The organism is Mesorhizobium sp. LSHC412B00, from assembly GCF_000503035.1.
Lineage (GTDB): Bacteria > Pseudomonadota > Alphaproteobacteria > Rhizobiales > Rhizobiaceae > Mesorhizobium.
In genome coordinates this window covers 198,241-218,732 of the sequence record NZ_AYWB01000007.1, presented here as the reverse complement: position 1 = coordinate 218,732, position 20,492 = coordinate 198,241, and the positions used below count along the sequence as shown (strand labels likewise).

Annotated in this window: 20 protein-coding genes and 1 pseudogene; 9 read left to right on the top strand and 12 right to left on the bottom strand. The window is 63.8% G+C overall.

From position 1 onward, the window contains the following. Positions 1-288 precede the first annotated feature (288 nt). Entirely contained in the window at positions 289-1,269 is a 981-nt protein-coding gene (locus X757_RS149215; protein WP_023726482.1) for an ABC transporter permease, read from the top strand. A gap of 292 nt (positions 1,270-1,561) precedes the next feature. On the opposite strand, the gene X757_RS149220 is transcribed toward X757_RS149215, so the two are convergent. From X757_RS149220 to X757_RS149235, 4 genes are all read right to left on the bottom strand, one after another. After that, a complete protein-coding gene (locus tag X757_RS149220) occupies positions 1,562-2,002 on the bottom strand; it encodes a hypothetical protein (RefSeq protein WP_023686526.1) in 441 nt (146 codons plus the stop codon). Between the two features lie 445 nt (positions 2,003-2,447). Next, positions 2,448-2,807, bottom strand: coding sequence for a hypothetical protein (locus X757_RS149225; RefSeq protein WP_023726481.1), 360 nt, complete (start codon positions 2,805-2,807; stop codon positions 2,448-2,450). A gap of 89 nt (positions 2,808-2,896) precedes the next feature. Then, positions 2,897-4,045, bottom strand: coding sequence for an amidohydrolase (locus tag X757_RS149230; protein ID WP_023726480.1), 1,149 nt, complete (start codon positions 4,043-4,045; stop codon positions 2,897-2,899). A 28-nt stretch (positions 4,046-4,073) separates the two neighbouring features. Next, positions 4,074-4,493, bottom strand: a complete 420-nt coding sequence (locus X757_RS149235) for a hypothetical protein (protein WP_023683109.1) — start codon at positions 4,491-4,493, stop codon at positions 4,074-4,076. Positions 4,494-4,728: 235 nt separating this feature from the next. Here X757_RS149235 and X757_RS149240 point away from each other — a divergent pair, with 235 nt between their 5' ends. From X757_RS149240 to X757_RS149250, 3 genes are all read left to right on the top strand, one after another. Then, a complete protein-coding gene (locus tag X757_RS149240) occupies positions 4,729-5,724 on the top strand; it encodes a GlxA family transcriptional regulator (RefSeq protein WP_023726479.1) in 996 nt (331 codons plus the stop codon). Positions 5,725-5,792: 68 nt separating this feature from the next. Further along, complete coding sequence (locus tag X757_RS149245) at positions 5,793-6,074, top strand: type II toxin-antitoxin system ParD family antitoxin (RefSeq protein ID WP_023669694.1); 282 nt, start codon at positions 5,793-5,795, stop codon at positions 6,072-6,074. Between the two features lie 9 nt (positions 6,075-6,083). Further along, positions 6,084-6,386 carry a type II toxin-antitoxin system RelE/ParE family toxin gene (locus X757_RS149250; RefSeq protein ID WP_031196911.1) on the top strand — a complete coding sequence of 101 codons (303 nt, stop codon included), beginning with the start codon at positions 6,084-6,086 and terminating at the stop codon, positions 6,384-6,386. Here X757_RS149250 and X757_RS149255 read toward each other — a convergent pair. From X757_RS149255 to X757_RS149265, 3 genes are read right to left on the bottom strand one after another with little or no spacing between them, the layout of a single operon-like run. Beyond that, positions 6,373-7,692, bottom strand: a complete 1,320-nt coding sequence (locus X757_RS149255) for an HlyD family type I secretion periplasmic adaptor subunit (protein WP_023686534.1) — start codon at positions 7,690-7,692, stop codon at positions 6,373-6,375. The two genes, X757_RS149250 and X757_RS149255, sit on opposite strands and share 14 nt — an antisense overlap. Positions 7,693-7,695: 3 nt before the next feature. Continuing rightward, positions 7,696-9,456 carry a type I secretion system permease/ATPase gene (locus X757_RS149260; protein WP_023726478.1) on the bottom strand — a complete coding sequence of 587 codons (1,761 nt, stop codon included), beginning with the start codon at positions 9,454-9,456 and terminating at the stop codon, positions 7,696-7,698. Further along, the gene (locus X757_RS149265) at positions 9,457-10,881 is read right to left on the bottom strand and encodes a family 16 glycosylhydrolase (protein ID WP_023669698.1); all 1,425 of its coding nucleotides are present in this window, start codon (positions 10,879-10,881) and stop codon (positions 9,457-9,459) included. A 416-nt stretch (positions 10,882-11,297) separates the two neighbouring features. On the opposite strand from X757_RS149265, the gene X757_RS149270 reads away from it, so the two are divergent. Beyond that, positions 11,298-11,741 carry an SRPBCC family protein gene (locus X757_RS149270; RefSeq protein ID WP_023683102.1) on the top strand — a complete coding sequence of 148 codons (444 nt, stop codon included), beginning with the start codon at positions 11,298-11,300 and terminating at the stop codon, positions 11,739-11,741. 70 nt (positions 11,742-11,811) lie between these two features. Here the strand turns inward: X757_RS149270 and X757_RS149275 are convergent, their stop codons facing one another. The 3 genes and pseudogenes from X757_RS149275 to X757_RS01000000164875 all read right to left on the bottom strand — a co-directional run bounded on the left by X757_RS149275 (position 11,812) and on the right by X757_RS01000000164875 (position 15,187). After that, entirely contained in the window at positions 11,812-12,777 is a 966-nt protein-coding gene (locus X757_RS149275) for a hypothetical protein (protein WP_023726477.1), read from the bottom strand. Positions 12,778-12,905: 128 nt separating this feature from the next. Further along, complete coding sequence (locus X757_RS149280; protein WP_023726476.1) at positions 12,906-14,408, bottom strand: ATP-binding protein; 1,503 nt, start codon at positions 14,406-14,408, stop codon at positions 12,906-12,908. A gap of 136 nt (positions 14,409-14,544) precedes the next feature. Beyond that, positions 14,545-15,187 (bottom strand): annotated as a pseudogene (locus X757_RS01000000164875) (glutathione S-transferase family protein). Between the two features lie 146 nt (positions 15,188-15,333). Here X757_RS01000000164875 and X757_RS149285 point away from each other — a divergent pair. Further along, entirely contained in the window at positions 15,334-15,564 is a 231-nt protein-coding gene (locus X757_RS149285) for a hypothetical protein (protein WP_023726475.1), read from the top strand. A 133-nt stretch (positions 15,565-15,697) separates the two neighbouring features. Here the strand turns inward: X757_RS149285 and X757_RS149290 are convergent, their stop codons facing one another. Further along, complete coding sequence (locus X757_RS149290; protein WP_023726474.1) at positions 15,698-16,183, bottom strand: hypothetical protein; 486 nt, start codon at positions 16,181-16,183, stop codon at positions 15,698-15,700. 175 nt (positions 16,184-16,358) lie between these two features. On the opposite strand from X757_RS149290, the gene X757_RS149295 reads away from it, so the two are divergent. Next, on the top strand, positions 16,359-16,724 hold the full coding sequence (locus X757_RS149295; protein ID WP_023707576.1) for a RidA family protein: 366 nt from the start codon (positions 16,359-16,361) through the stop codon (positions 16,722-16,724). A gap of 102 nt (positions 16,725-16,826) precedes the next feature. Then, positions 16,827-18,053 carry an amidohydrolase/deacetylase family metallohydrolase gene (locus tag X757_RS149300; RefSeq protein WP_023726473.1) on the top strand — a complete coding sequence of 409 codons (1,227 nt, stop codon included), beginning with the start codon at positions 16,827-16,829 and terminating at the stop codon, positions 18,051-18,053. 154 nt (positions 18,054-18,207) lie between these two features. Here X757_RS149300 and X757_RS149305 read toward each other — a convergent pair whose 3' ends face one another. Beyond that, a complete protein-coding gene (locus tag X757_RS149305) occupies positions 18,208-19,998 on the bottom strand; it encodes an NAD(P)/FAD-dependent oxidoreductase (protein WP_023704186.1) in 1,791 nt (596 codons plus the stop codon). 402 nt (positions 19,999-20,400) lie between these two features. Here X757_RS149305 and X757_RS13930 point away from each other — a divergent pair, with 402 nt between their 5' ends. After that, entirely contained in the window at positions 20,401-20,490 is a 90-nt protein-coding gene (locus X757_RS13930) for a K(+)-transporting ATPase subunit F (protein WP_023669708.1), read from the top strand. Positions 20,491-20,492 lie beyond the last annotated feature (2 nt).

The window sequence follows — 20,492 nt, the reverse complement described above, 5'->3', positions numbered from 1 at the left end:
CGGTGGTGATGTTCGGCGCGTTTATCACGATGCGGGGGCGGCAATGATGGGAGGGCTGTCGCAGAGAGACGTCGGCGTTCCTTCGCGCCCCCCTCTGTCCTGCCGGACATCTCCCCCACGAGGGGGGAGATCAGGTGTCATCGCCGCTTTCGCCAGCCTTCAACGGTGCAAAAAGGAGCGAGGCGCTGAAGCTGCCAATCTCCCCACAAGTGGGGGAGATGTCCGGCAGGACAGAGGGGGGCGCCGTAGAGCGCTAGCCTCGCAAAACGCCACCCCAAGAGCCGCCCCATGAGCACCACCGCCATCACCCCGGTCCCCTTCGGCCGCCGCATAAAGCGCTTCATGGCCGATCGCCCGCTCATCCCGCTGATCGTCCTGCTCGCCATCCTGGTTATAATCCTGCAGATCCTGCGCCCCGGCATCGTCAACGAGCGCTGGATCGCCAACACTATTAAATTCGCCATACCGCTGGCGATCCTGGCGGGATGCCAGACCATGACCATGCTGACCGGCGGCATCGACCTGTCGGTCGGCACGGTGGCAACGATGAGCGCCTTCATCATGGCGACGCAAGTGGTCAACCAGGACCCGGCGGTGGCGTTCCTTTTGGCGATGATGCCGGCGGTGCTGATCGGCCTCGTTAACGGCATCGGCGTCGGCGTCTTCCGCGTCCACCCGCTGATCATGACGCTGGGCACCAGCCTGATCGGCACCGGCTGCCTGCAGGTCTACCAGCGCACGGTGATCGCGTCGGGCGCAAAAATCCCCGACTTCCTGGCTTGGCTCGGCACCGGCGTGACATGGGGCTTCCCCAACGCGCTGCTTTTGTTCGTGCCGCTCGCCGCCCTCATCGTCTTCACGCTCGCCCGCACCGGCTTCGGCCGCCTGCTCTACGCCGTCGGCGACAATGAGCGCGCGACCCGCCTGTCGGGCGTGCAATACTGGCAGGTCATCACCGCGCTCTACGTCACCTCCAGCGTGCTCGCCGGCATCACCGGCCTGCTCTATGTCGGCCTGATCAAGGCGCCGTCGCTGTCGCTCGCCGAACCGCTGGTGCTGCCCTCGGTCGCCGCCGCCGTCATCGGCGGCACCTCCATCTTCGGCGGCCGCGGCGGCTACACCGGCACCATCATCGGCGCCCTGATCCTGACCGTGCTGACAACACTGCTGACCATCCTGCAGATGCCGGAGGGGGCACGGCGGATCTTGTTCGGGCTGATCGTGCTGTTCGTGACGGCGGCGTATTTGCGGATTGTGGAGGAGCGGTAGGGGCTGGCGCCCGACGCTGCATTGGGCGAAGCTTCCCCATCCAAGGTTCAGGCCAAGCGCACGGGAGCAAGTTCCCCCTCACCCGGATTGCCAACCGAATTGCGAAGGGCAATTCGGGGCAATCCGACCTCTCCCCGAGGGGAGAGGAGGGCGCCAGCGTCAACGCCAGCCTCTTCTCCCCAGCGGGGAGAAGGTGGCCGCGAAGCGGCCGGATGAGGGGGCTGGCGCAGCCATAGGCGATTATCATCGCCCCAGACGAGCTTACCCCACCGAGAACGCGAGGGAGCGCCCCCTACTTCAACGAAATCGCCATCCCGCTCAGATCCGCATTCACCTGCAACCCCACCTGCCGGCCCGTAAGCTCGAGCTGGGCGCCCTTGTCGTTGGTCATGACGATCACCTGCGCCCCCTTGCCGAGCGCGCCGCCACCGCCGGCCGCGCCATAAACGCCGGTCGCATCCCGCACCCTGCGGATATGGCGCACGGTGCCCCGGAAATAGGTCTTGGAAACCCCGAACGCGAAGCCGCCCGAAACGCCGCCGATCGTGATGGGATAGGAGCGGCCATGGAAGGTCAGCGTGCCCTCGCCGCCCGAGCCGCCGACGAAGAAGGCCGCCTTGTAGACGGCAAAGCGGATCGTGCCGCTATCGGCATGCGCGGCGCTGGCAGCGCTGACGGACACAGTTGTGATGGCCGCAACCGCGAGCGAACGAAAGCTGGACGAGATGGTCATGGTGGGAGCTCCTCAAGTGCGCCGCTCACCCAACCGGCAGGGCTCGTCGGCGTGGTAACCAACTTGAACAGTTTAGGCTTGGATTTGGTTCCAGGGAGAGCCCTCGGTGGGTCAAGGCGCAAAGCTGGTGGGGAGAGCGGAGGAGCGCTTCATACAGAGCTGGCAATGCCAATGCCTCGGGGCAAGGGCTATCGCATATGAGCTTGTACGAAGAGGACCACCACTCTAACTTGCCGGGGCGAGCCAGGGTTTCGCCCGTCCTTCGGACCCTCACAAGGCGGAGGGAACGCTGCCGCACGCCCAGCCCTTTTTAAGTCGACTTAGACGGTTTTGCGGAAATCAGCGCCAACCTAGTCTCCCTCCCCCTTGTTGGGAGGGATTGAGGGTGGGGGTATTCGTAGGGCGCAAGCCTCCGCTATTGTCCCTGTGCAAACCAATCCCAGCCCTACGGATATTTCCCCGGCTTTGGTGCGTAGATTTGCGGATCGAAGTCCAAATCCTTCGGCAGCGGCAGGCTCGAGCACTGCAGATGCATCTGGCGCGCCAACAGCCTTCGCTGCTTCTGCTCGTTCTCCTTGATGGCCGCCACGAGGCCCATGCTGTAGGGCCCCAGCACGACGCCGGCGGCCCATCCCGGATGCTCCCTCTCGCGCGCGTCGTAATTCATGGCATCGGTGCGGGCCTGCTGGCATTCCGGCGTCGCCCATTTCGGGTCTTGGGTCGAGAGCGAGGCTCCATACTGGACCGGAGACGATACGCACCCTGCCACTGTCGCAGTCAACGCGACAACCATTGCAATTCTCATCCGCAAGCCCCTCCTAATGTAGGACGCGACTACAAGACGATTCCAGCGGGAAAAAGGCAGCTTCAGGATGCGGATTTTGCAGGGGCCGCTCACCCCAGCAGGTTGCGCGCCGTGCGCATGAAGATCTTCGAACCGATCGGGATCAGATCGTCGGGAAAATCATAATCGGGGTTGTGCAGCGAAGGATGGCGCTCGCCGGCGCCGAGAAAGAACATGGCTGAGCTCGCCTTGTGGCCGAAGATGCCAAAATCTTCCGAAGCGCGCATCGGCAAGGCTTCCTCGCTGCGCGCGACGCCCTCTTCGTCCAGCGCGCGGTTGAGATGTTCCACCGCGTCTGGAGCGTTGACGCTGGCGACGAAGATCTCGTGATAGTCGCAGCGCACGGAAAGGTGGTGCTCGGCCGCGATCCTGGTGGCCAACGCTTCCGCCGCCGCGACCAGTTCCGCCATGCGCTCGTCGCGCCTTGTACGCAGCGTCGCCCACACCTCGGCGTGAGCAGGCGCGATGCCGAACACGGCCTCGCCCATCGTCGCATGGGTGACGGTGACCATGCTGAAATCATCGTCGGCAAAGGTGCCGCGGCCGAGCGCCGGCAGCAGCGGCATGAGCTTGCTCACCGCCAGCATCGGCGACACGCCGGTTTCGGGCATGGACGAATGCGCGGTTTTGCCGTCCAGCACGATGCGTATGCCGCGCGAGGCGCAGTTGACCACGCCGGGCTTGAGGCGAACCTCGCCGAACGGCACGCCCGGCAGATTGTGCAGGGAGAAAGCAAAATCCGGCGCGATCTCGTCAAAGCGCGCATCGGCGACGACGCCGGCCGCGCCATTGCCGGTCTCTTCCGCCGGCTGGAACATCAAGACGACGCGGCCGCGCGCCGGCCGTTCTCGTCCGAGCTGGCGGCCGAGTGCGGCCAGGATCGCGGTGTGGCCGTCATGGCCGCACATATGCGATTTTCCCGGCACCTGCGAGGCATGCTCGACGCCCGAAAGCTCCTCGATCGGCAGCGCATCGATCTCCGAGCGGAACAGCACCGTCGGCCCGGCCTGGCCGCTGTCATAGACCGCCGCCACGCCATGACCGCCGAGGCCGGTCAGCACCTTGTCCGGCCCTGTATCGGCGAGGAAGCTGACGACTTCCTTGGCGGTCTGTTCTTCCTCGTTGGAGATTTCAGGCCGCTGGTGCAGCTTGCGGCGCCATGCCGTCAGCTCGATGATATCGCGATTGGTCAGGGTCATGGCTTGGGCTCCGCTTTGGTGCTGCAGGTTACACAAACACGATAGGGTTTTTCTCACGCCGTGCCATACTGATCAATTCCACTAGTCCATCGGCAAATTCCCGAACCCATGGGTCGGTGCTGGATTCGATCAGTCGCAATTCGCGCTCAAGCTCGCCGAAGCTCGGCTCCTCGATGACGTCTCCAACACCGCTGGCTGAAAGGAGGACCATCCGTTCCAGCGCTGACCCTTCGCCGAGAAGACCGGCAATCAGCTCCCCGAGCGCCGCAATGTGGGCTATGTTTCCGACACGCCAGTCACGCGTTGTGACATCGTCCCAGGTGAGAGTCACGTCTTCGGGATGGATCACCTCGCATTCGCCGTTTTCCGGATCCCGCTGAAAGCGATAGCCGGGGAATTCCCGCTCCATGGTCGAAACGCTTTTAAAAACCGCCAAGTCGAGACCCATGCTCCCTCCCGCCTAACCGAAGATCATCCTTACATTCGGCTCCAACAATCGGTCAAAGCTCTTTTGGACCTATTCTCGAAACATTGGAGAAGAGATGGCCGACCGGTTGCACACTAAGGTCGTCAATCTCATCTCCGACATCTGGCGGCCAATCCTGAGGGGCATGGTGCTCGAGTCCGTGCCAATCTTCAGCAACTAGGCTCCATCCACCCGAAGGAAAGGTTTCGGAGCAACAATGGCCAGGCGGTTTGCGTTTCTCTTGGTTCGCGACTTCACGCTGTCGCCGCTGTCGCTGTTCATCGACACGCTGCGGCTGGCCGGCGATGAAGGCGACCGCAGCCGCCGGATCGAGTTCGACTGGGAGATCGTCGGCGAGCGTGGCCTGCCGATCCGGGCGAGTTGCGGTGTCGAGTTGCTGCCGACCAAGGCGATCGGCAATCCGCAGGAGTTCGACAATGTCGTCGTGGTCGGTGGCCTGCTCGACACCAACCGCAGCCTCAGCTCCGAAAAGGAGGCCTTCCTGTTGCGGGCGGCCGAAAAGGGCGTGCCGCTGACGGCACTCTGCACCGGCAGCTTCGTGCTCGCGCGCTACGGTCTGCTCGATGGCTACAGTGCTGCCGTCAGCTGGTTTCACATCAAGGATTTCCGCAGCCAATTCCCTGATGTGAACGCCCATGCCGACAGCCTGTTTTCCGTCGATAGGGGCCGCTCGACCTGCGCCGGAGGCACGGGTGCGGCCGACCTTGCCGGCCATTTCGTGTCGCAGTTCATCGGCCGCAAGGCTGCGGAAAAAGCCGCCAAGATCCTCGTGCTCGACCGCATCCGCTCGAGCCTGGATGTGCAGCCCGTCGGCGATCTCTTTCCGGCCGCGTCGAGCCGAGCGGTGAAACGGGCGCTGCTTCTGATGGAAAGCAATCTCCAGGAGACGCTGTCGGTCGCCGAGATCGCAGGCCGGTTGAATTTATCCCGGCGCCAGCTTGAGCGGCTGTTCGGCGCCGAGCTCGGCATCGGCCCGATGGCCGCCTATCTTGCGCTGCGCGTACATCAGGCCAAGTCGCTGCTGGAGGGGAGCGACTTGGCAATCGGCGACATCGCCTACCGCTGCGGTTTTCCCAATGCCGGCCATTTCAGCCGTGTCTTCCGCCATCAGACCGGTATCAAGCCGACCCATCTCAGGCATCCGAACCGAATGTCCGGTGTCTTTGCCGACGGCAAGGGGAGCGGTCCCTAAGCCTATATTGGGGCGTGCGATCTCGCCGTTGGTATGATAATATCATACCAACCTGATAGGAGGGATCCATGTCCGCCACCGAAAAACGCACCTTCAGCCTGCCGGCCGAGCAGGCTGCTTTCATCGACCAGCTCGTTCGGTCCGGCACATACGCGACCAGCAGTGAAGTGATCCGCGCCGGTCTTCGCGCATTGCAGGAACGCGACGCCGCCGTGGAGCGCTGGCTGCGTGAGGAGGTCGCGCCGACCTATGATAGGTGGAAGGCAGACCCCTCCCAGGCCATCCCGGCCGACAAGTCTTTTGACAGCATCCGCGCACATCACGCAGCTCGCCTCAAGGGGAACGTGTGAAGCGCCGGCATGTTGTCCTTTTGCCGGAAAGCCCAGACGGACCTGTTATGGATATACGATACGGTCGCTCACGCATCCGGCAACCTCACCGCCCTTCGCTACATCGAGCGGATCGAGCGATTTTGCCTGGGTCTCGACTATGCCTCGGAACGCGGAACCGTAAGGGATGATGTGCGGCCGGGGCTTCGCATCGTTGGCTTCGAGCGCCGCCTGACTGTGGCCTTCACCGTAGAAGGCGACCAGGTGGTGATTCTCAGGGTGTTCTACGGCGGCGTCAACTGGGAGGACGAGTTGGCGCCTATCGCTCCGTGAACGCCCGCGCGAACGAGTCCAGCATCGGCCGCGCCAGATATTCGAGGAAGGTTCGGTCGCCGGTACTGATAAACGCCTCGACCGGCGTTCCCGGGTAAAGCTGCTCGGCTTTCACGCCCTGCGGCAGCGTGTCGGTGATCTTCAGCCTGGCGCGGAAATACGCCTCATGCGTGGTTTCATCGATCAGCCGGTCGGCGGAAATTTGCGTCACCGTAGCCGGGACCTCAGGGGTGAGGCGCGCGTTCAGGGCGGACAGCCTGAGCTTCGCCGGCTGGCCGACGCGAACCAGATCCACGTCCTTCGGCCGCAGCTTCGCGTCGACGATGAGGCCCGACGCGGTCGGCAGGATCTCCATGATCTTCTGCCCCGGCGCAATCACGCTGCCTTTGGAGTTGTAGGTCGACGATACCACGATGCCGGCTGCCGGCGCCTTGATCGTCGTGCGCCCCAGCACCGCCTCGGCTGCGGTGATCTGTTCGCCGATGTCGGCCAGGCTGGTGCGGACCTCGTCGAGCTTGGTCAGCGCGTCCTCTACGCGTTGCGTCGTCGCCCGCTCGATCTGCGCCTGGGCTTCGACGATCTGCGTCTTGGTCGCTGCGATATCCGCCTCCAGCGCGCCGGCCTGGCCGACCAGATCGGCCTCGCTGCGCAGAAGCTGCGAATATTCGCTGCGGTTGGTGAGACCCTTGTCGAGCAGGCCGGTCTTGATGCCGAGTTCCTTCTTCACGATCTCGGCCTGTTGCTGGATGGCCAGTTTCTGCGCGTCCAGTCCCAGCGCCGACTCACGATGCATGGCGACGCGCTGCGCCAGGATCGACTGCTCGGAGCGGAACCGGGCGAGCCTGGCCTCGAACTCCTTCTGCTGTTCGTGCACCAGATTGTCGAAATCCCTCTGGAACGGCGCGGGTGCTGCTTCGGCGATCGGCGCCAGCCTGTCCGATCCGTCGCGCTCGGCCTCCAGCCGCGCGGCACTTGCCCTGAGCGCGATCGACTGTCTGGTCAGCCGGTTGAGGTCGGCCTCGGCCGCCGTGCGGTCGAGGAGGACCAGCGGTTCGCCTTGTTGCACGCGGTCGCCTTCATGCACCAGCAACTGCTCGATGATGCCGCCCTCGGGGTGCTGGATGAGGATGTTGCCGCCCGTTGCCGAGATCGTGCCGGAGGTGATCACCGCGCCGGAGAGCGGCGCGTTCGCCGCCCAATAGCCGAAGCAGCCGACGAAGAGCGCTATGGCCACGTAGCCGACGACGGCCATGCGGCGGAAGTCGGTGCGCGGTCGACCTTCGAAGGCGAGGCTCTGCTGCATCATCGTCTATGACCCGAAGCGGACGCTGTGCGGGCGCACGGTCGGCACGAACGAGCCTGTCACCACCGCGCTCCCGGCCTTGCCGGCCGCCGGTTGCCTCAGCACCTCGCTCGCAGGGCCGAAAGCTTCGACCATGCCGTTGCGCAGGACCATGACGCGGTCGCAGGCCGCGGCGATCGAAGGGCGATGCGTGATGACGACTGTCGTGACGCTTACACTTCGCGCGGCCGAAAGCATCCCTTCGAGCGCCGCCTCCCCACTGCCGTCGAGATGGGCGTTGGGCTCGTCCAGCACCAGCATGCGTGGCTTGCCGTAGAAGGCGCGCGCCAGCCCTATCCGCTGGCGCTCGCCGCCCGACAGCACGGTATGCGACGGGCCTATCATGGTCTGATAGCCGTCGCGCAGCGTGAGAATCAGCTCATGCGCCTCGGCGCGCCTGGCCGCTTCGACGATCGCGGCGTCATCGGCGTCGGGTTCGAAGCGGGCGACATTTTGCGCGATCGATCCCGGGAAAAGCTCCACCTCCTGCGCGAGATAGCCGATATGCCTGCCAAGCTGGGTTTCGCCCCAGCTCCTCAGGTCGGCGCCGTCGACCCTGACCGCGCCGCCGGTCGGCTGCAGCGCGCCCACAAGCAATTTCGCCAGCGTCGATTTGCCGGCCCCGCTCGGGCCGACGATCGCCACCGCTTCGCCGGCGCCGATGGCAAAATTCAACCGCTTGAGGATGGGCTCCGTGCCGAAAGCCGCAGTCGGCGCGATGAAGAACAGATCCTGCACCGAAATCGCGCCCAATGGATCGGGCAGTGCGAGCTTGCGCCCCTGCGCTGGTTGCGCCGCAAGGGCGGTGTCCAGCCGCTTCCAGCATCGCTTGGCGTCGACGATCTGCCGCCAGGATCCGATCAGCTGGTCGAGCGGCTGCAGCGCGCGCGACGACACCAGCGACGAAGCGAAGATCATGCCGGCGGTCATCTGCCCTTGTAGCACCAGCCACGCGCCGGCGCCGAGGATCGCCAGTTGCAGCATCATGCGCAGCGCCCGCGACGTCGCGCTGAAGATCGCATTGGCGCTTCCGGAACGGTCATGCAGGGTCAGCGCCTCAGCAACGTGCCGTCCCCAGACCGCGGCGGCATTTTGCACCATGCCCATGGCGCGCAGCGTGTCGGTGTTGCGGGCGAAGGCCTGCTCCGCCTGGCTGGCCACCGCCGAGCGTTCCGCCGACATGGCATCGTTCCTGCCGATGGCAAGCTGGTTGGCCACGACCAAGAGAAACAGCAGCACGGCGCCGGCGAGCGTCAGCCAGAACAGGACGGGATGGATGAAATAGAGCAAGGCCAGGAAGACGGGCGCAAACGGCAGGTCGAACAACACCGCCACGCCGCGCGACCTGATGAAGGCGCAAGTCGTGGCAAGGTCGTTCAGCGGCGACAGCCCGCTGCCGGCATGTCTGGCGCCAAGCGAGGCGGCGAATGTCCGCGCGCCCAGTTTCTGGTCGACGGTGGCCGCAACACGTTGCGCGTAGACGGCGCGGACCGCGTCCAGCAGGCCGAGGAAGGCGAGCGCGAGGACCGCCATGGCCGAGAGATAAAGCAGCGTCTCGACGCTGGAGGACGGCAACACCCGGTCATAGACCTGCAGCAGATAGAGCGGGATCACCAGGAGCAGGATGTTGATCAGCAACGAAAAGATGCCGATATCGGCGATGCCGCGCAGGAAAACCGGGCGCAGGCCGATGGCCGCATCGCTGAGTGGCGCGCGGTCCCGTGACATCTAGACGGCGTGCTCGGCTGTCGTGCTCAGATGGCTCTGCTGCAAATCGTTCAGCGTATAGGCGTGGATATAGTCGATCTTCATTTGCGCGGGCGTCGCCAGATGGTCGGGCGGCGCGCCGGCTTGACCGCCGACCGCAAGGTCGACCAGCATATACATGGGCTTGTTCATATCGGACGGCGTCGCCGCTTCCGCGACCTGGACGCCATCATAGGTCCAGACCAGCTTGTCCGGCGTCCACAACAGGCCATAGGTGTGATAGCCGTCGGTGTTGGAGACATTCACCGTCGACCCGACCGTGGTGTGGGTTCCCGTCTCATTTGTGTGCGCGGTCATGAGAAGCGCATTCGGGTTCTGCCCATACATTTCGATCACGTCGAGTTCCGGGGGCCATGAACCGTCTTCGGGCAGAAGCCAGAAGGCCGGCCACGCGCCGGCATTTTCCGGGAGATCGGCCCGCATTTCGAAATAGCCATAGGTCTGCGAGAAGGTGTCGTGCGTCGTCAGTATGCCGGAAGTGTATTCGTAATTGTTGATCAGCGGCTTGATGTCGTCGGGCGCATGCGCCGCGGTTATGGTGAGCACGCCGCTTGCGACGCTGAACGGATGGACCGAGCTGGTCGGCGCATAATTGGCGTCGATATACCATTGCAGCTCGCCGTTCTGGGGCTGCGAGCTGCCGTTCTGCGCCCCCCACCAGAAATTGGAATCCCAGATGCCGCTCTGGCCGTTCCACAGGCTCAGCGTGTTGAAATCGTCGTTGAAGGACAGCGTCATGCCGGTCTTGTCGATCGGCAGCTCGAACTGGCCGGGCTGAAACTTGTCGATCGTGGTGTTGTGGAACACCAGCACCTCGCTCGAGCCGAGGTTCAGCTGCACGTTCGATCCCACCTGGACCATATTGGCGTGGACGGCCTCGAACGAGGTGAAGGCATAGCCGTTGAGGCGCACCGTGTCGGTCGCGCCGAAATCGGAGATAAGGTCGCTGCCATTGCCCTTGGTGATGATGAAGGTGTCGGCGCCGGCGCCGCCGATCAGCACGTCATTGCCCTTGCCGCCGTCCAGCGTCTGGCTGCCAGCGCCGCCCGTTATGATGTTGTCCTGAGCATTGCCGAAGGCATAGTGGCCGTCGCCGGTGACGACGAGGTTCTCGAAATTGGCGGGCAGCTTGTAGCTCATCCAGGTATCGATCGTGTCGACGCCCGCGCCGTAGTTCTCGACCGCTTTGTTGATCGTCGAATAGAGATGGTAATAGTCGTCGCCCGCGCCGCCATACATGGTGACCTTGACGTTGGTGTCGCCCCAGAAGGAATCGTTGCCCGAGGTGCCGTAGCGGTAAGGCGCGCCTCCAGTCGCCGAGAACCAATGGGTGGAAGCGCCGGTATAGGGAAGTGGAATGCCTTTGGCGTTGAGGACTGTGGTCATTCCGACACTCCTTGCGCGTGCTGCCTTGGTCGTTCGACAACCTTCGAGCGACCATTTCGGATCAACTCTTAAATTGATCCGTCGTTCCAGGGAATCATTCTATAGTACACCAAGGAGATCGTCGCCCATCATTTAATAGATAATGCCGAAGGCGTTAAGCTGATCCTAATACAACTTTATAGGAGAGACTTACAATTTTAATAAATTGTGAGATCCGCGCCGAAAGGTTAGGCAACCTGTCAATGATTCATGCAATTTGACGCGACACGACCGCCTGCCTGAGGCGGCGACTCGAAGTCGCGGGCGGATGGCTGCCGGCAACGGGCTCAAGAAAATTTGACAGGCTATGTCGGACCGGGTGAGGTTCACCCGTCCTTGGGGCATCGAACAACGAAACCACAAAGGATACCGAAGAGATGCCAAGCACCGTACGTTTGCACCGCGTTCTGACGACCAGCCCGGAGAAGGTCTACCGCGCATTCACAGAAGCCGACGCGCTGGCGAAATGGCTTCCGCCGAACGGCTTCACTTGCACCGTGCACAGCTTCGACGCGAAAGTCGGTGGCGCCTTCAAGATGTCGTTCCGAAACTTCACGACGGGCGGCAGCCATTCCTTCGGCGGCGAATATCTCGAACTCGTTCCCGGCGAGCGCCTGCGCTACACCGACAGGTTCGACGACCCCAATTTGCCCGGCCAGATCGAAGTGACCGTGCTGCTGAAGAAAGTGTCGGTCGGCACGGAACTCGACATCACGCAGGCCGGCATTCCGGACGTTATTCCGGCCGAAGCCTGCTATCTCGGCTGGCAGGAGTCGCTGCGCAATCTGGCAAAGCTCGTCGAACCCGAGATCAATCAGTAGAGCCCATCGGATCGGCGGCGCCGCCCAGCCAGTCCGCGCCGCCGACAATGCCGAGCCGAGGACTCATCCCTCACGGCCCGGTGCAGATCGGCAACGGTTGTGGCGGCGGTGGCGGGTTGTCCTTGGCGTATTGCGCGATGATCGGCTCAAGGCTCTTTCGCGGCCAGAATTTCGGCTTGCCGATCTCCTTCAGGCAGGACGCATTCCAATAGGCGCCCGATTTACCAACGGCGGTGATGTCGCGCGATTCCGGGTAGATATAGAGCGTCGTCGGATTGCCCTTCACCATCGAAATGATCTGGTCGGCGTCGGACGGCGACCAGCTGGTGCAGCCATTGCTGCGGCCGCCGGCATAATCCACCAGCTTGCCGTATGGCACGAAGCCGTCATGGTCGGCATAGGAGCTGTTCGGGTTCTTGCGCAGGCACATGCCGCGCAACAGCCGCGCCGCGTGGCCACCGATCACCCGCTGCCTGGCATTCGCCGTCTCCCCCTCACCGTCGAACTGGATGAAGGTGCGCAGCAGCGCCTGGTCCTTTTTTGCGCCGATGCGGTAAAAACCCTTGAATGAGGTCTTTGCCTCGCCGGTCATATAGGCGCCACCGGTCGTCAAGGACGAGTCCAGGGCATTGCCGAAGTTTTTCGCGCAGCGTTTGCCGTTGGAGAAATCGACCACGCCTTTCAAATTGCGGCCGCCGCCATGGCCCGACGAGATCGCCCTGAACGACTGCTTGGCCTCGCAAATGACGTAGTAGCGCCGCCCTAGCACGCCATTGCCGAGATCGCCGGGGCGCGTCGCATCCATGGCGAAATAGCAGCCATTGTGGACCGCGCCTTGCGCGACCTTCTTCAGGTAAAGCGCGCGCGCCCGCTCCAGCACCACTTGCGAAATCTCGCCGTCGTCATTGCCGACATGGGCCTGCAGCCAGGCCGGTATATCGGAGGACGCGGCAAAAGACCGGGCAGACATCGTCAAGGCGATGCCGGCGACGGCGAGGAGGCCAAAGACAAAGACAGCCAGAGATTTCAACCGCACCGGACAACCCTCCCGCCCGAACCGTTCTGCGATTCTCGGAAACCCATCATAAATCGTCGCGCGCCGATCGGCGAAACACATCTTGTTCAGAACCGCGCAAGCAAGTCAGGTAGCTGCCTGTTCGCCTTTCACAGCGCCAGGCTGCCCTGTTCCGCCTCCGCGGCATTGGGGTCGCCCGGCGCCGTCGCCCAGGCGAGCTCGACCAGCGTCACCGTGCGGCGGCCGGTGCCGTCGAGCTGGCAGACGATGAGGCCCTGCTCCTCGATATAGCTGAGCAGCCGCCGGGCGCGGCGCAGCGAATGCGAGCCGTAGGCGCGCGCGATCGCCGCGTCGCTCGGGCACGGCCAGCCCTCCTTGGCGGCGCGGGCGATCATCATGAACACGCCCTGCATGTCCTCGGGCAGCAGCGAGGCGCGCACGGAAACGTCCTGCCAGGCGTCATCGCCTGCCATGTCGGCGCCGAGCCCGGCGCGGGCACGCGTCAGCATGCGGCGGAATTCTGAGAGGTCCGGCACCACCGAAGCGAGGCCTTCGATGCGGCAGCGGACGACGAACTCCTGATAAAGCACGCCGATGACGCGGAAACCCGCATCGGGCTGCGCCAGGATGGCGCGCAGGACACGGTCCACCCGCTCTCGCCGGTCGGCGATATCCTCGGCGCTTACCGCCGGTTCCGCAGGTTCCGGGCGGATCTCCATCGCCGCCGATTTGGCCGCCATCAGCTGGTCGAGCAGCTCCGGCGACGCCATCCGGCGCGGCGCGCGCATAGTCTCGGGCGGCGGCGCCGCCAGGATGATGGCGCGCGCGTCTTCAAGCGCTGTTTCCGGCATTGCCATCAGCCGCGGCGTACCGTTGCGCGGGCTGGTCTCGGTCTGGCCGATGCGCACGCCCAGCGGACGGCGCGACAGCGCTGGGCCCAACGCCATGAAGTGCCCGCGCTCCAGGTCTCGAAACGCCTCGGCCTGACGCCGTTCCATGCCCAGAAGGTCGGCGGCGCGCGCCATGTCGATATCGAGGAAGGTACGGCCCATGAGGAAATTGGACGCCTCCGCCGCGACATTCTTGGCGAGCTTTGCCAGCCGCTGCGTGGCGATGATGCCGGCAAGGCCGCGCTTGCGGCCGCGGCACATCAAATTGGTCATGGCGCCGAGCGAGAGCTTTCGCGCCTCGTCGGACACTTCGCCGGCCACGGCGGGCGCGAACAGCTGCGCTTCGTCGACCACCACCAGCATCGGATACCAATGCTCGCGGGCAACCTCGAACAACCCGCCGAGAAAGGAAGCGGCGCGCCGCATCTGGTTCTCGGCATCGAGCCCTTCGAGGTTGAGCACCGTGGAGACGCGGTGGATGCGCGCCCGCTCGCCGGCTGCTTGCAGGCCACGCTCCGTATGCTCCTCGGCATCGATGACCAGATGGCCGTAATGGTCGCCCAGCGAGACGAAATCGCCTTCCGGGTCGATGATGGTCTGCTGCACCCAGGGCGCGCTCTGCTCCAGGAGCCGGCGCAAAAGGTGCGATTTGCCGGAGCCGGAATTGCCTTGCACCAGAAGCCGGGTCGCCAGCAGCTCCTCAAGGTCGAGCGCCGCCGGCGCACCCGCCGTCGTCTGTCCCATCTCGATGGCTACGGTCATGTCACGACTCTCCTTGCGGACAGGGCTTATCAACCCGGCCGCGAGCCGTCGAGCGCGCCATGGCAACTCGCCCGCTGTTCCACACCTATGCTGCCAAAGCGCCACACATCAGCCCATCTGCCCAAAGGGAAGCACATCAAGCGGAGTTGACCGGCGGCAGAAGCGGCGCGTCCAGCCCGTCGAAGGGATCGCGCCAGGCATCGATGGCTTCGAGCCGGCGATACCAACCCAGAACAGAGGGATAGTCCGCCAGCGGCAGGCCGGCTGCATCGTTGAACGGCAAAAACGTCGCCATACGGAAATCGGCATAGGAGAGCGACTTGCCCACAAGCCATGGCCGCTTGGCGAGCTCCGCCTCGAGAATCGCTGCCGCGATGCGGAACTCCGCCAGCCCCTCCTCGACCTTGCCCTGGTCGACGGGCCCAATCCCGTAGCGCTGCTTGGTTCCGCGCTCGAAATGCACGATGTCGCAGGCCCGGACGAAATTCTCCTTGCCCCAGCTCAGCCAGCGGATCATGTCGGGTTGGTCATCGCCGCCGCGCCAGAAATCCGAACCCGCTTCGCGCGACAGAAGGCAGGCTATGGCGTCTGCTTTCCCACAGGCTGCCGCCCGGCCATGCCAATATCGGCAGGGTAAGATTGGGATTGAGCTGACGAAACCGCTCAGCCTGCCCGGGCGCCATGGGTGCCGCAAACTCACACTCGACCTTGGCCTGCAGATGACGTGCAGTTGCAACCGCGAGGCGCGGATTGGGATTGCGGCTGAAGTACAGTTTCATGTCCCGTCCTGGATGCTGTGGGCTCGATCCTATCAAACTCGCAAACGTGCCCTCCCGGCAATCTGGTCGGACCACGATTCCGCTGGCACACGCCGTCGTTCGGCGTATTATTTCCTTCGGGAGAGGGTTCTTGGCAGGAGGAAGCCATGAACGTAGTGCAGAGCGTACCTGTCATCGACGTGACAACCCAGAACCTTGTTTCCTCTGCGCTTTCCAGATTCCGCGCCGGCGATACCGTCTCGACCAGGGCGGCGCTCGACGCTATCCGCCGCATGGATCCAACCTGTGTCGACAGCGACGACGATCTCGTCGAACTCGTCGTCATGGCGGCAATTGGTAAGACCATGGCGGTCGTGTTCGACCACCGCTCCCGCTAGCCCTGTGGGACGAACCTGTGCCGTTCAACTCGCTTGAGCTCGAGTGGATTCGGTTGGCGAGCTTTTACAACTGCAGCCCGGGAGGCGCACGTCTTCGTGCGCGAAGGCCGGCAATAGCATAAGCGGGCAAGACTCAGATCCCCAAGGGATGCGGCATGTAGCCGACGAAGCCGCCGATCTTCCAGTGGCCCGCCACCTTCCTGCAAAAATACAGCGTCTGCCATTTCAGCTTGTCGACGCTGCCATCGGCCTTGGCCACCGAGCCGTTGAACTTCTTGTGCAGCACGGCGCGGTCGCCATCGACATCGATGTCGCGCATGTTGGTGACGCGAAACAGCGCCTCGCGCAGCGGCTCGGCGAATCTGGCCGCCGCCGTCTCCTTGGCCTGGCGCAGCCATTCGTCGCGATAGACGGCAAGGCTCGGGAATTGCAGACGCCAGGCGTCGGCATCGCTGAGGAAATGCGCATGCATGCCGAAGAAGCTGTCGGCGAGGAAATCATCCTCGACCATCGACCAGTCCTGACGGATAAAGGCGTCGATGTCGCGCCGCACCAACATTTCCCAGAGCGCGTGGCGATCGGCATCGCCCTCTGGAAACGGGTTCTTGTCGAAGGTCATTGAAATCTCCTGTCGGGAAAATGCGACGCGCAAGATGCTGGCGAGCCTGCGATAAAGCAACACGCGTTTGGAAAAATGCTGCTTTCCAAAAAGCCCCCTATGAGGATCACCGGGACAGGCGTAGAGCGGTCGTCGAAAACGGGGCGCGGCCCGCCATTCTGAACAGGAGTTTCCTTTGCCTAAAGAGTGTTTTGGAACATCCCACGTGCCGCTGTCGCCGGCCGTGCGCGCCGGGGATTTCGTCTACATCTCAGGTCAGGTGCCGGTCGACAGCGACCGCATCGTGGTCAAGGGCGGCATCACCGAGCAGACCGAGCAGGTGCTGCAGAATGTGAAGGCGGCACTCGCGCTGGCCGGTTGCACCATGGACGATGTCGTCAAGACCACGGTCTGGCTCGAGGACGCGCGCGACTTCGGCGCCTTCAATGCCGTCTACGCCAAGCACTTCCCGAAAAATCCGCCGGCCCGCACCACGGTCGAATCGCGGCTGATGATCGACATCAAGATCGAGGTCGAAGCCGTCGCCTACCGGCCGGTTTGACCAGTCGGGGCATGATCCCGAAAGTGGAAACCGGTTTTCTCGGACAAACGGAAACCGTTTTGTCCAGAGATCATGCCCCAAAACGAAGAGAGGCAGGCGCCGATGCAGTTCGATCTCCTGATCAAGGGCGGCCGCCTGATCGATCCGGCCTCGGGCCTGGACGCGCCGCGCGATGTCGCCGTTGCGGGCGGTCGCGTCGCGGCCATCGAGACTGCCATCGACGCCGAGCATGCTACGCAGGTCGTGGATGCCAGGGATTGCATCGTCACGCCCGGCCTCATCGACCTGCACAGCCATGTCTATTGGGGCGGCACCTCGCTGGGCGTCGACGCCGACCGGCTGGCGGCCAAGAGCGGAACCACCACCTTCATCGATGCCGGCAGCGCCGGCGCCGGCAATTTTCTGGGCTTTCGCCGCCATGTCATCGAGCGCTCGAAGGTGCGTATTCTCGCCTACGTCAACATCTCCTTTGCCGGCATATTCGGCTTCTCGCAAAGCGTCTCGGTCGGCGAATGCAGCGATCTCAGGCTCTGCGAGCCACGCGAGACGGTGGCCGCGGTGCGCGAGCACGCCGATGTCGTCGTTGGGGTAAAAGTGCGCTCCGGCAAGCATGCCGGCGGCGCCAGCGGCATCGCCCCGGTCGATCTTGCGCTGGAAGCCGCCGACCAGGTCGGTCTGCCGCTGATGGCGCATATAGACGAGCCGCCGCCCGGCCGTTCCGAGGTGCTGCCACGGCTGCGCCGCGGCGACATCCTCACCCATTGTTTTCGGCCATTCCCCAACGCGCCGGTGTTCGCTTCCGGCGCGGTGCGGCCGGACATGCGGCTGGCCCGCGAACGCGGTGTCATCTTCGACATCGGCCACGGCATGGGATCGTTCGACTTCGCCGTGGCGAAAGCGATGCTGGCCGAGGGCCTCGCGCCCGACGTCATCTCCAGCGACGTGCATCTCTACTGCGTCGACGGTCCGGCCTTCGACATACTGGTCTGCATGTCGAAGCTGATGGCGCTGGGCATGCCGCTGGTCGAGGTGCTGCGCGCCGCCACGCAAAGGCCAGCCGAGGCGATCGCCAGGCCGGAGCTTGGGACGCTGAAAGTTGGCGGTGTCGGCGATGTCGCGGTGCTGAGACTGCGCCCCGGGCGCTTTACCTTCGTCGATGCGGTCGGTGCGGCGCTGATCGCGGATCAGCGGCTGGTCTCAGAAGGCATTGTTATCGGCGGTGTCTGGTGGCCGAACGAGGCGCCCGACCACAACGAGACCGAGCGCTTCGAGCCGCATGCGGCACATACGCATGTCGAGGTCGCGGCACGGCATTTCGGGCGTGGATAATCTCCCTCCTTGAGGGGGAGATGGCCGGCAGGCCAGAGGGGGTCGGTTCGACCGGACGCAAGCTCCTCGCGGCAGCTGGAGGTCAGCGCTCCACGCGCGGCGACCCCCTCTGTCGCCTTCGGCGACATCTCCCCCTCGAGGGGGGAGGAGATCGCTAGCGCCCTGCGTTACTCACCGCCCCAAACACCGGCGTCGCAATCCCTTCCATCCGCGCCTTGATCTGCAGCGCCACATATTTCGAGTAAAACCGCGACAGCGCCAGATTGCCGCCGTGGAACCACAGCGCGTCCTGCGCCGTCGGCTTCCACATGTTGCGCAGCTCGCCTTGCCAAGGACCGGGATCGCCCTTGACGCCGGAGCCGAGGCCCCAGCATGGCCCGACCTTGTCGGCGACCTCGCGCGAGACGATGGCCGCCACGGTCTCGTTCATCGACTGGTAGCCGGTACAGGCGACGATCGCATCGACGGCCAGCTCGCTGCGGTCGTCGAACAGGATGCCGGTCGGCGTCAATGAACTGATGCCGACGCCGCTCTTCACTTTGATCTCGCCATTGATGATCAGTTCGCAGGCGCCGACATCGATGTAGTAGCCGGAGCCGGTGCGGTAGGCCTTCATCAACAGCCCGGTCTCGTCCTCCCCGAAATCGATGGCGAAGCCGGCGGCGCGTAGCTGGTCGTAGAAGTCTGCGTCGCGTGCCTTGATCACCTCGTAAAGATCCCGCTGGCCCTTGGGTACAAGCGCGAACGGCGTGGACGCGACGATCAGGTCGGCCTTGTCGGTGCTGATGCCGCGCGCCAAAGCCTTTTCCGAGAAGATCTCGAAGCCGACTTCCATCAGAGTGTCGGATTTCACCACTGTCGTCGGCGACCGCTGGATCATGGTGACGTCTGCGCCGCTCTCCCAGAGGTCGACGCTGACATCGTGCCCCGAGCTTGCCGCGCCGATGACAGCGACACGTCTGCCGCGGAATTTCTCGCCGCTTGCATACTGGCTGGAATGCAGGAGTTCGCCCTTGAAGGTCTCGGCGCCGGGCAGCGCGATCTGGCGTGGCGGGCCATAGGCGCCGGTGGCAAAGACAATGTGCTTCGGCTTCAGCGTGATCTGCCGGCCGACGCGGTCGACCACCACAGTCCACACCTTCTCGGCCTCGTCATAGCTGGCGCTGAGGCATTTGGTGGCGACCCAGTAGTTGAGCTCCATCACCCTGGTGTACATCTCCAGCCAGTCGCCCATCTTGTCCTTGGGCGTGAACACCGGCCAGTTCTCCGGGAACGGAATGTAGGGCAGATGGTCGTACCAGACCGGATCGTGGAGCACGAGCGAGCGATAACGGTTGCGCCAGGAATCGCCGGGGCGCGCATTTTTCTCGATGATGATGGTGGGCACACCGAGCTGCCTCAGCCGCGCGCCGAGCATGATGCCGCCCTGCCCGCCGCCGATCACCAGGCAATAGGGCTGCTCGGTGGCGCCGAGGTCGCGCGTCTCGCGCGCCCGCGCCTCCGCCCAGGTTTCGCGCTTCGGATCGGCCTTGTGACGGATACCAAGCGGCCGCGCCGGTCCCTTTTGTTCCTCGAACCCCTTGAGCTCACGCACCGCCGTGAACAAGGTCCGGCAGCGGCCGTCCGTAAGGCGCACAATCCCTTCGCCCCGCGCGACCGCCGTTTCGAACGTGAACCAGGCCTCGACGGTGCCCTCATCCGAGGTCGCCTCGCCGGACAGCGTCCAGTGTGAGGGCTTCGTTTCCGCCAGCGTCGCTTGCAGCATGTCGCGGATCTCATCGCGGCCTTCCATCGTGGTGATGTTCCAGGTGAAAGCCAGCAGATCGCGCCAGTAGCAATCCTCGACGAACAGGTTGGCGGCCGCCTCGGCGTCATCAGCTTCCAGCGCCCGTGCAAGCGCGCAAAGCCATGTCGCCGCCTGTTTCGATGGTGCCATGTCGAGCATCTGTTTTTCCCTCGTTTTGCGTTCCCATTGTTTCGAAAGACGGAGCCGCCGCAAGAGGGGTCGCGATATCATGGCGTCGGTTTCTAGCGGCCCGGAACGGAGCCATCTCCCGGAAATCTTTATAGGAATTTTATATCTTTCCTCCCGGCCCCGTCTCGAACCTTTATGGCGATCGGGTCCATATTCCATCTCGAGCAAAACGCTGCGGACGCCGTGACCCCAGAGTTACGGCGGGCCGTTCTCATGGAATTTCTGGCTCGCCAGTCGCTGGCGCCAAATACAAGCAGAAGCAAGGACCAACACAAATGGACATCGTCGTCATCGGGATCGAGGTTTTGTTCTTCGGTCTTTCCCTCGCCTACATCAAAGCTTGCGACGCTCTTTAAGCGGAAGGATCGCACCATGCTTGTCGATTACATCCTCGGTGGCGGCGTGACCTTGTTCCTGCTCGTCTACCTGACATACGCCCTCGTTCGCCCAGAACGCTTCTGAAG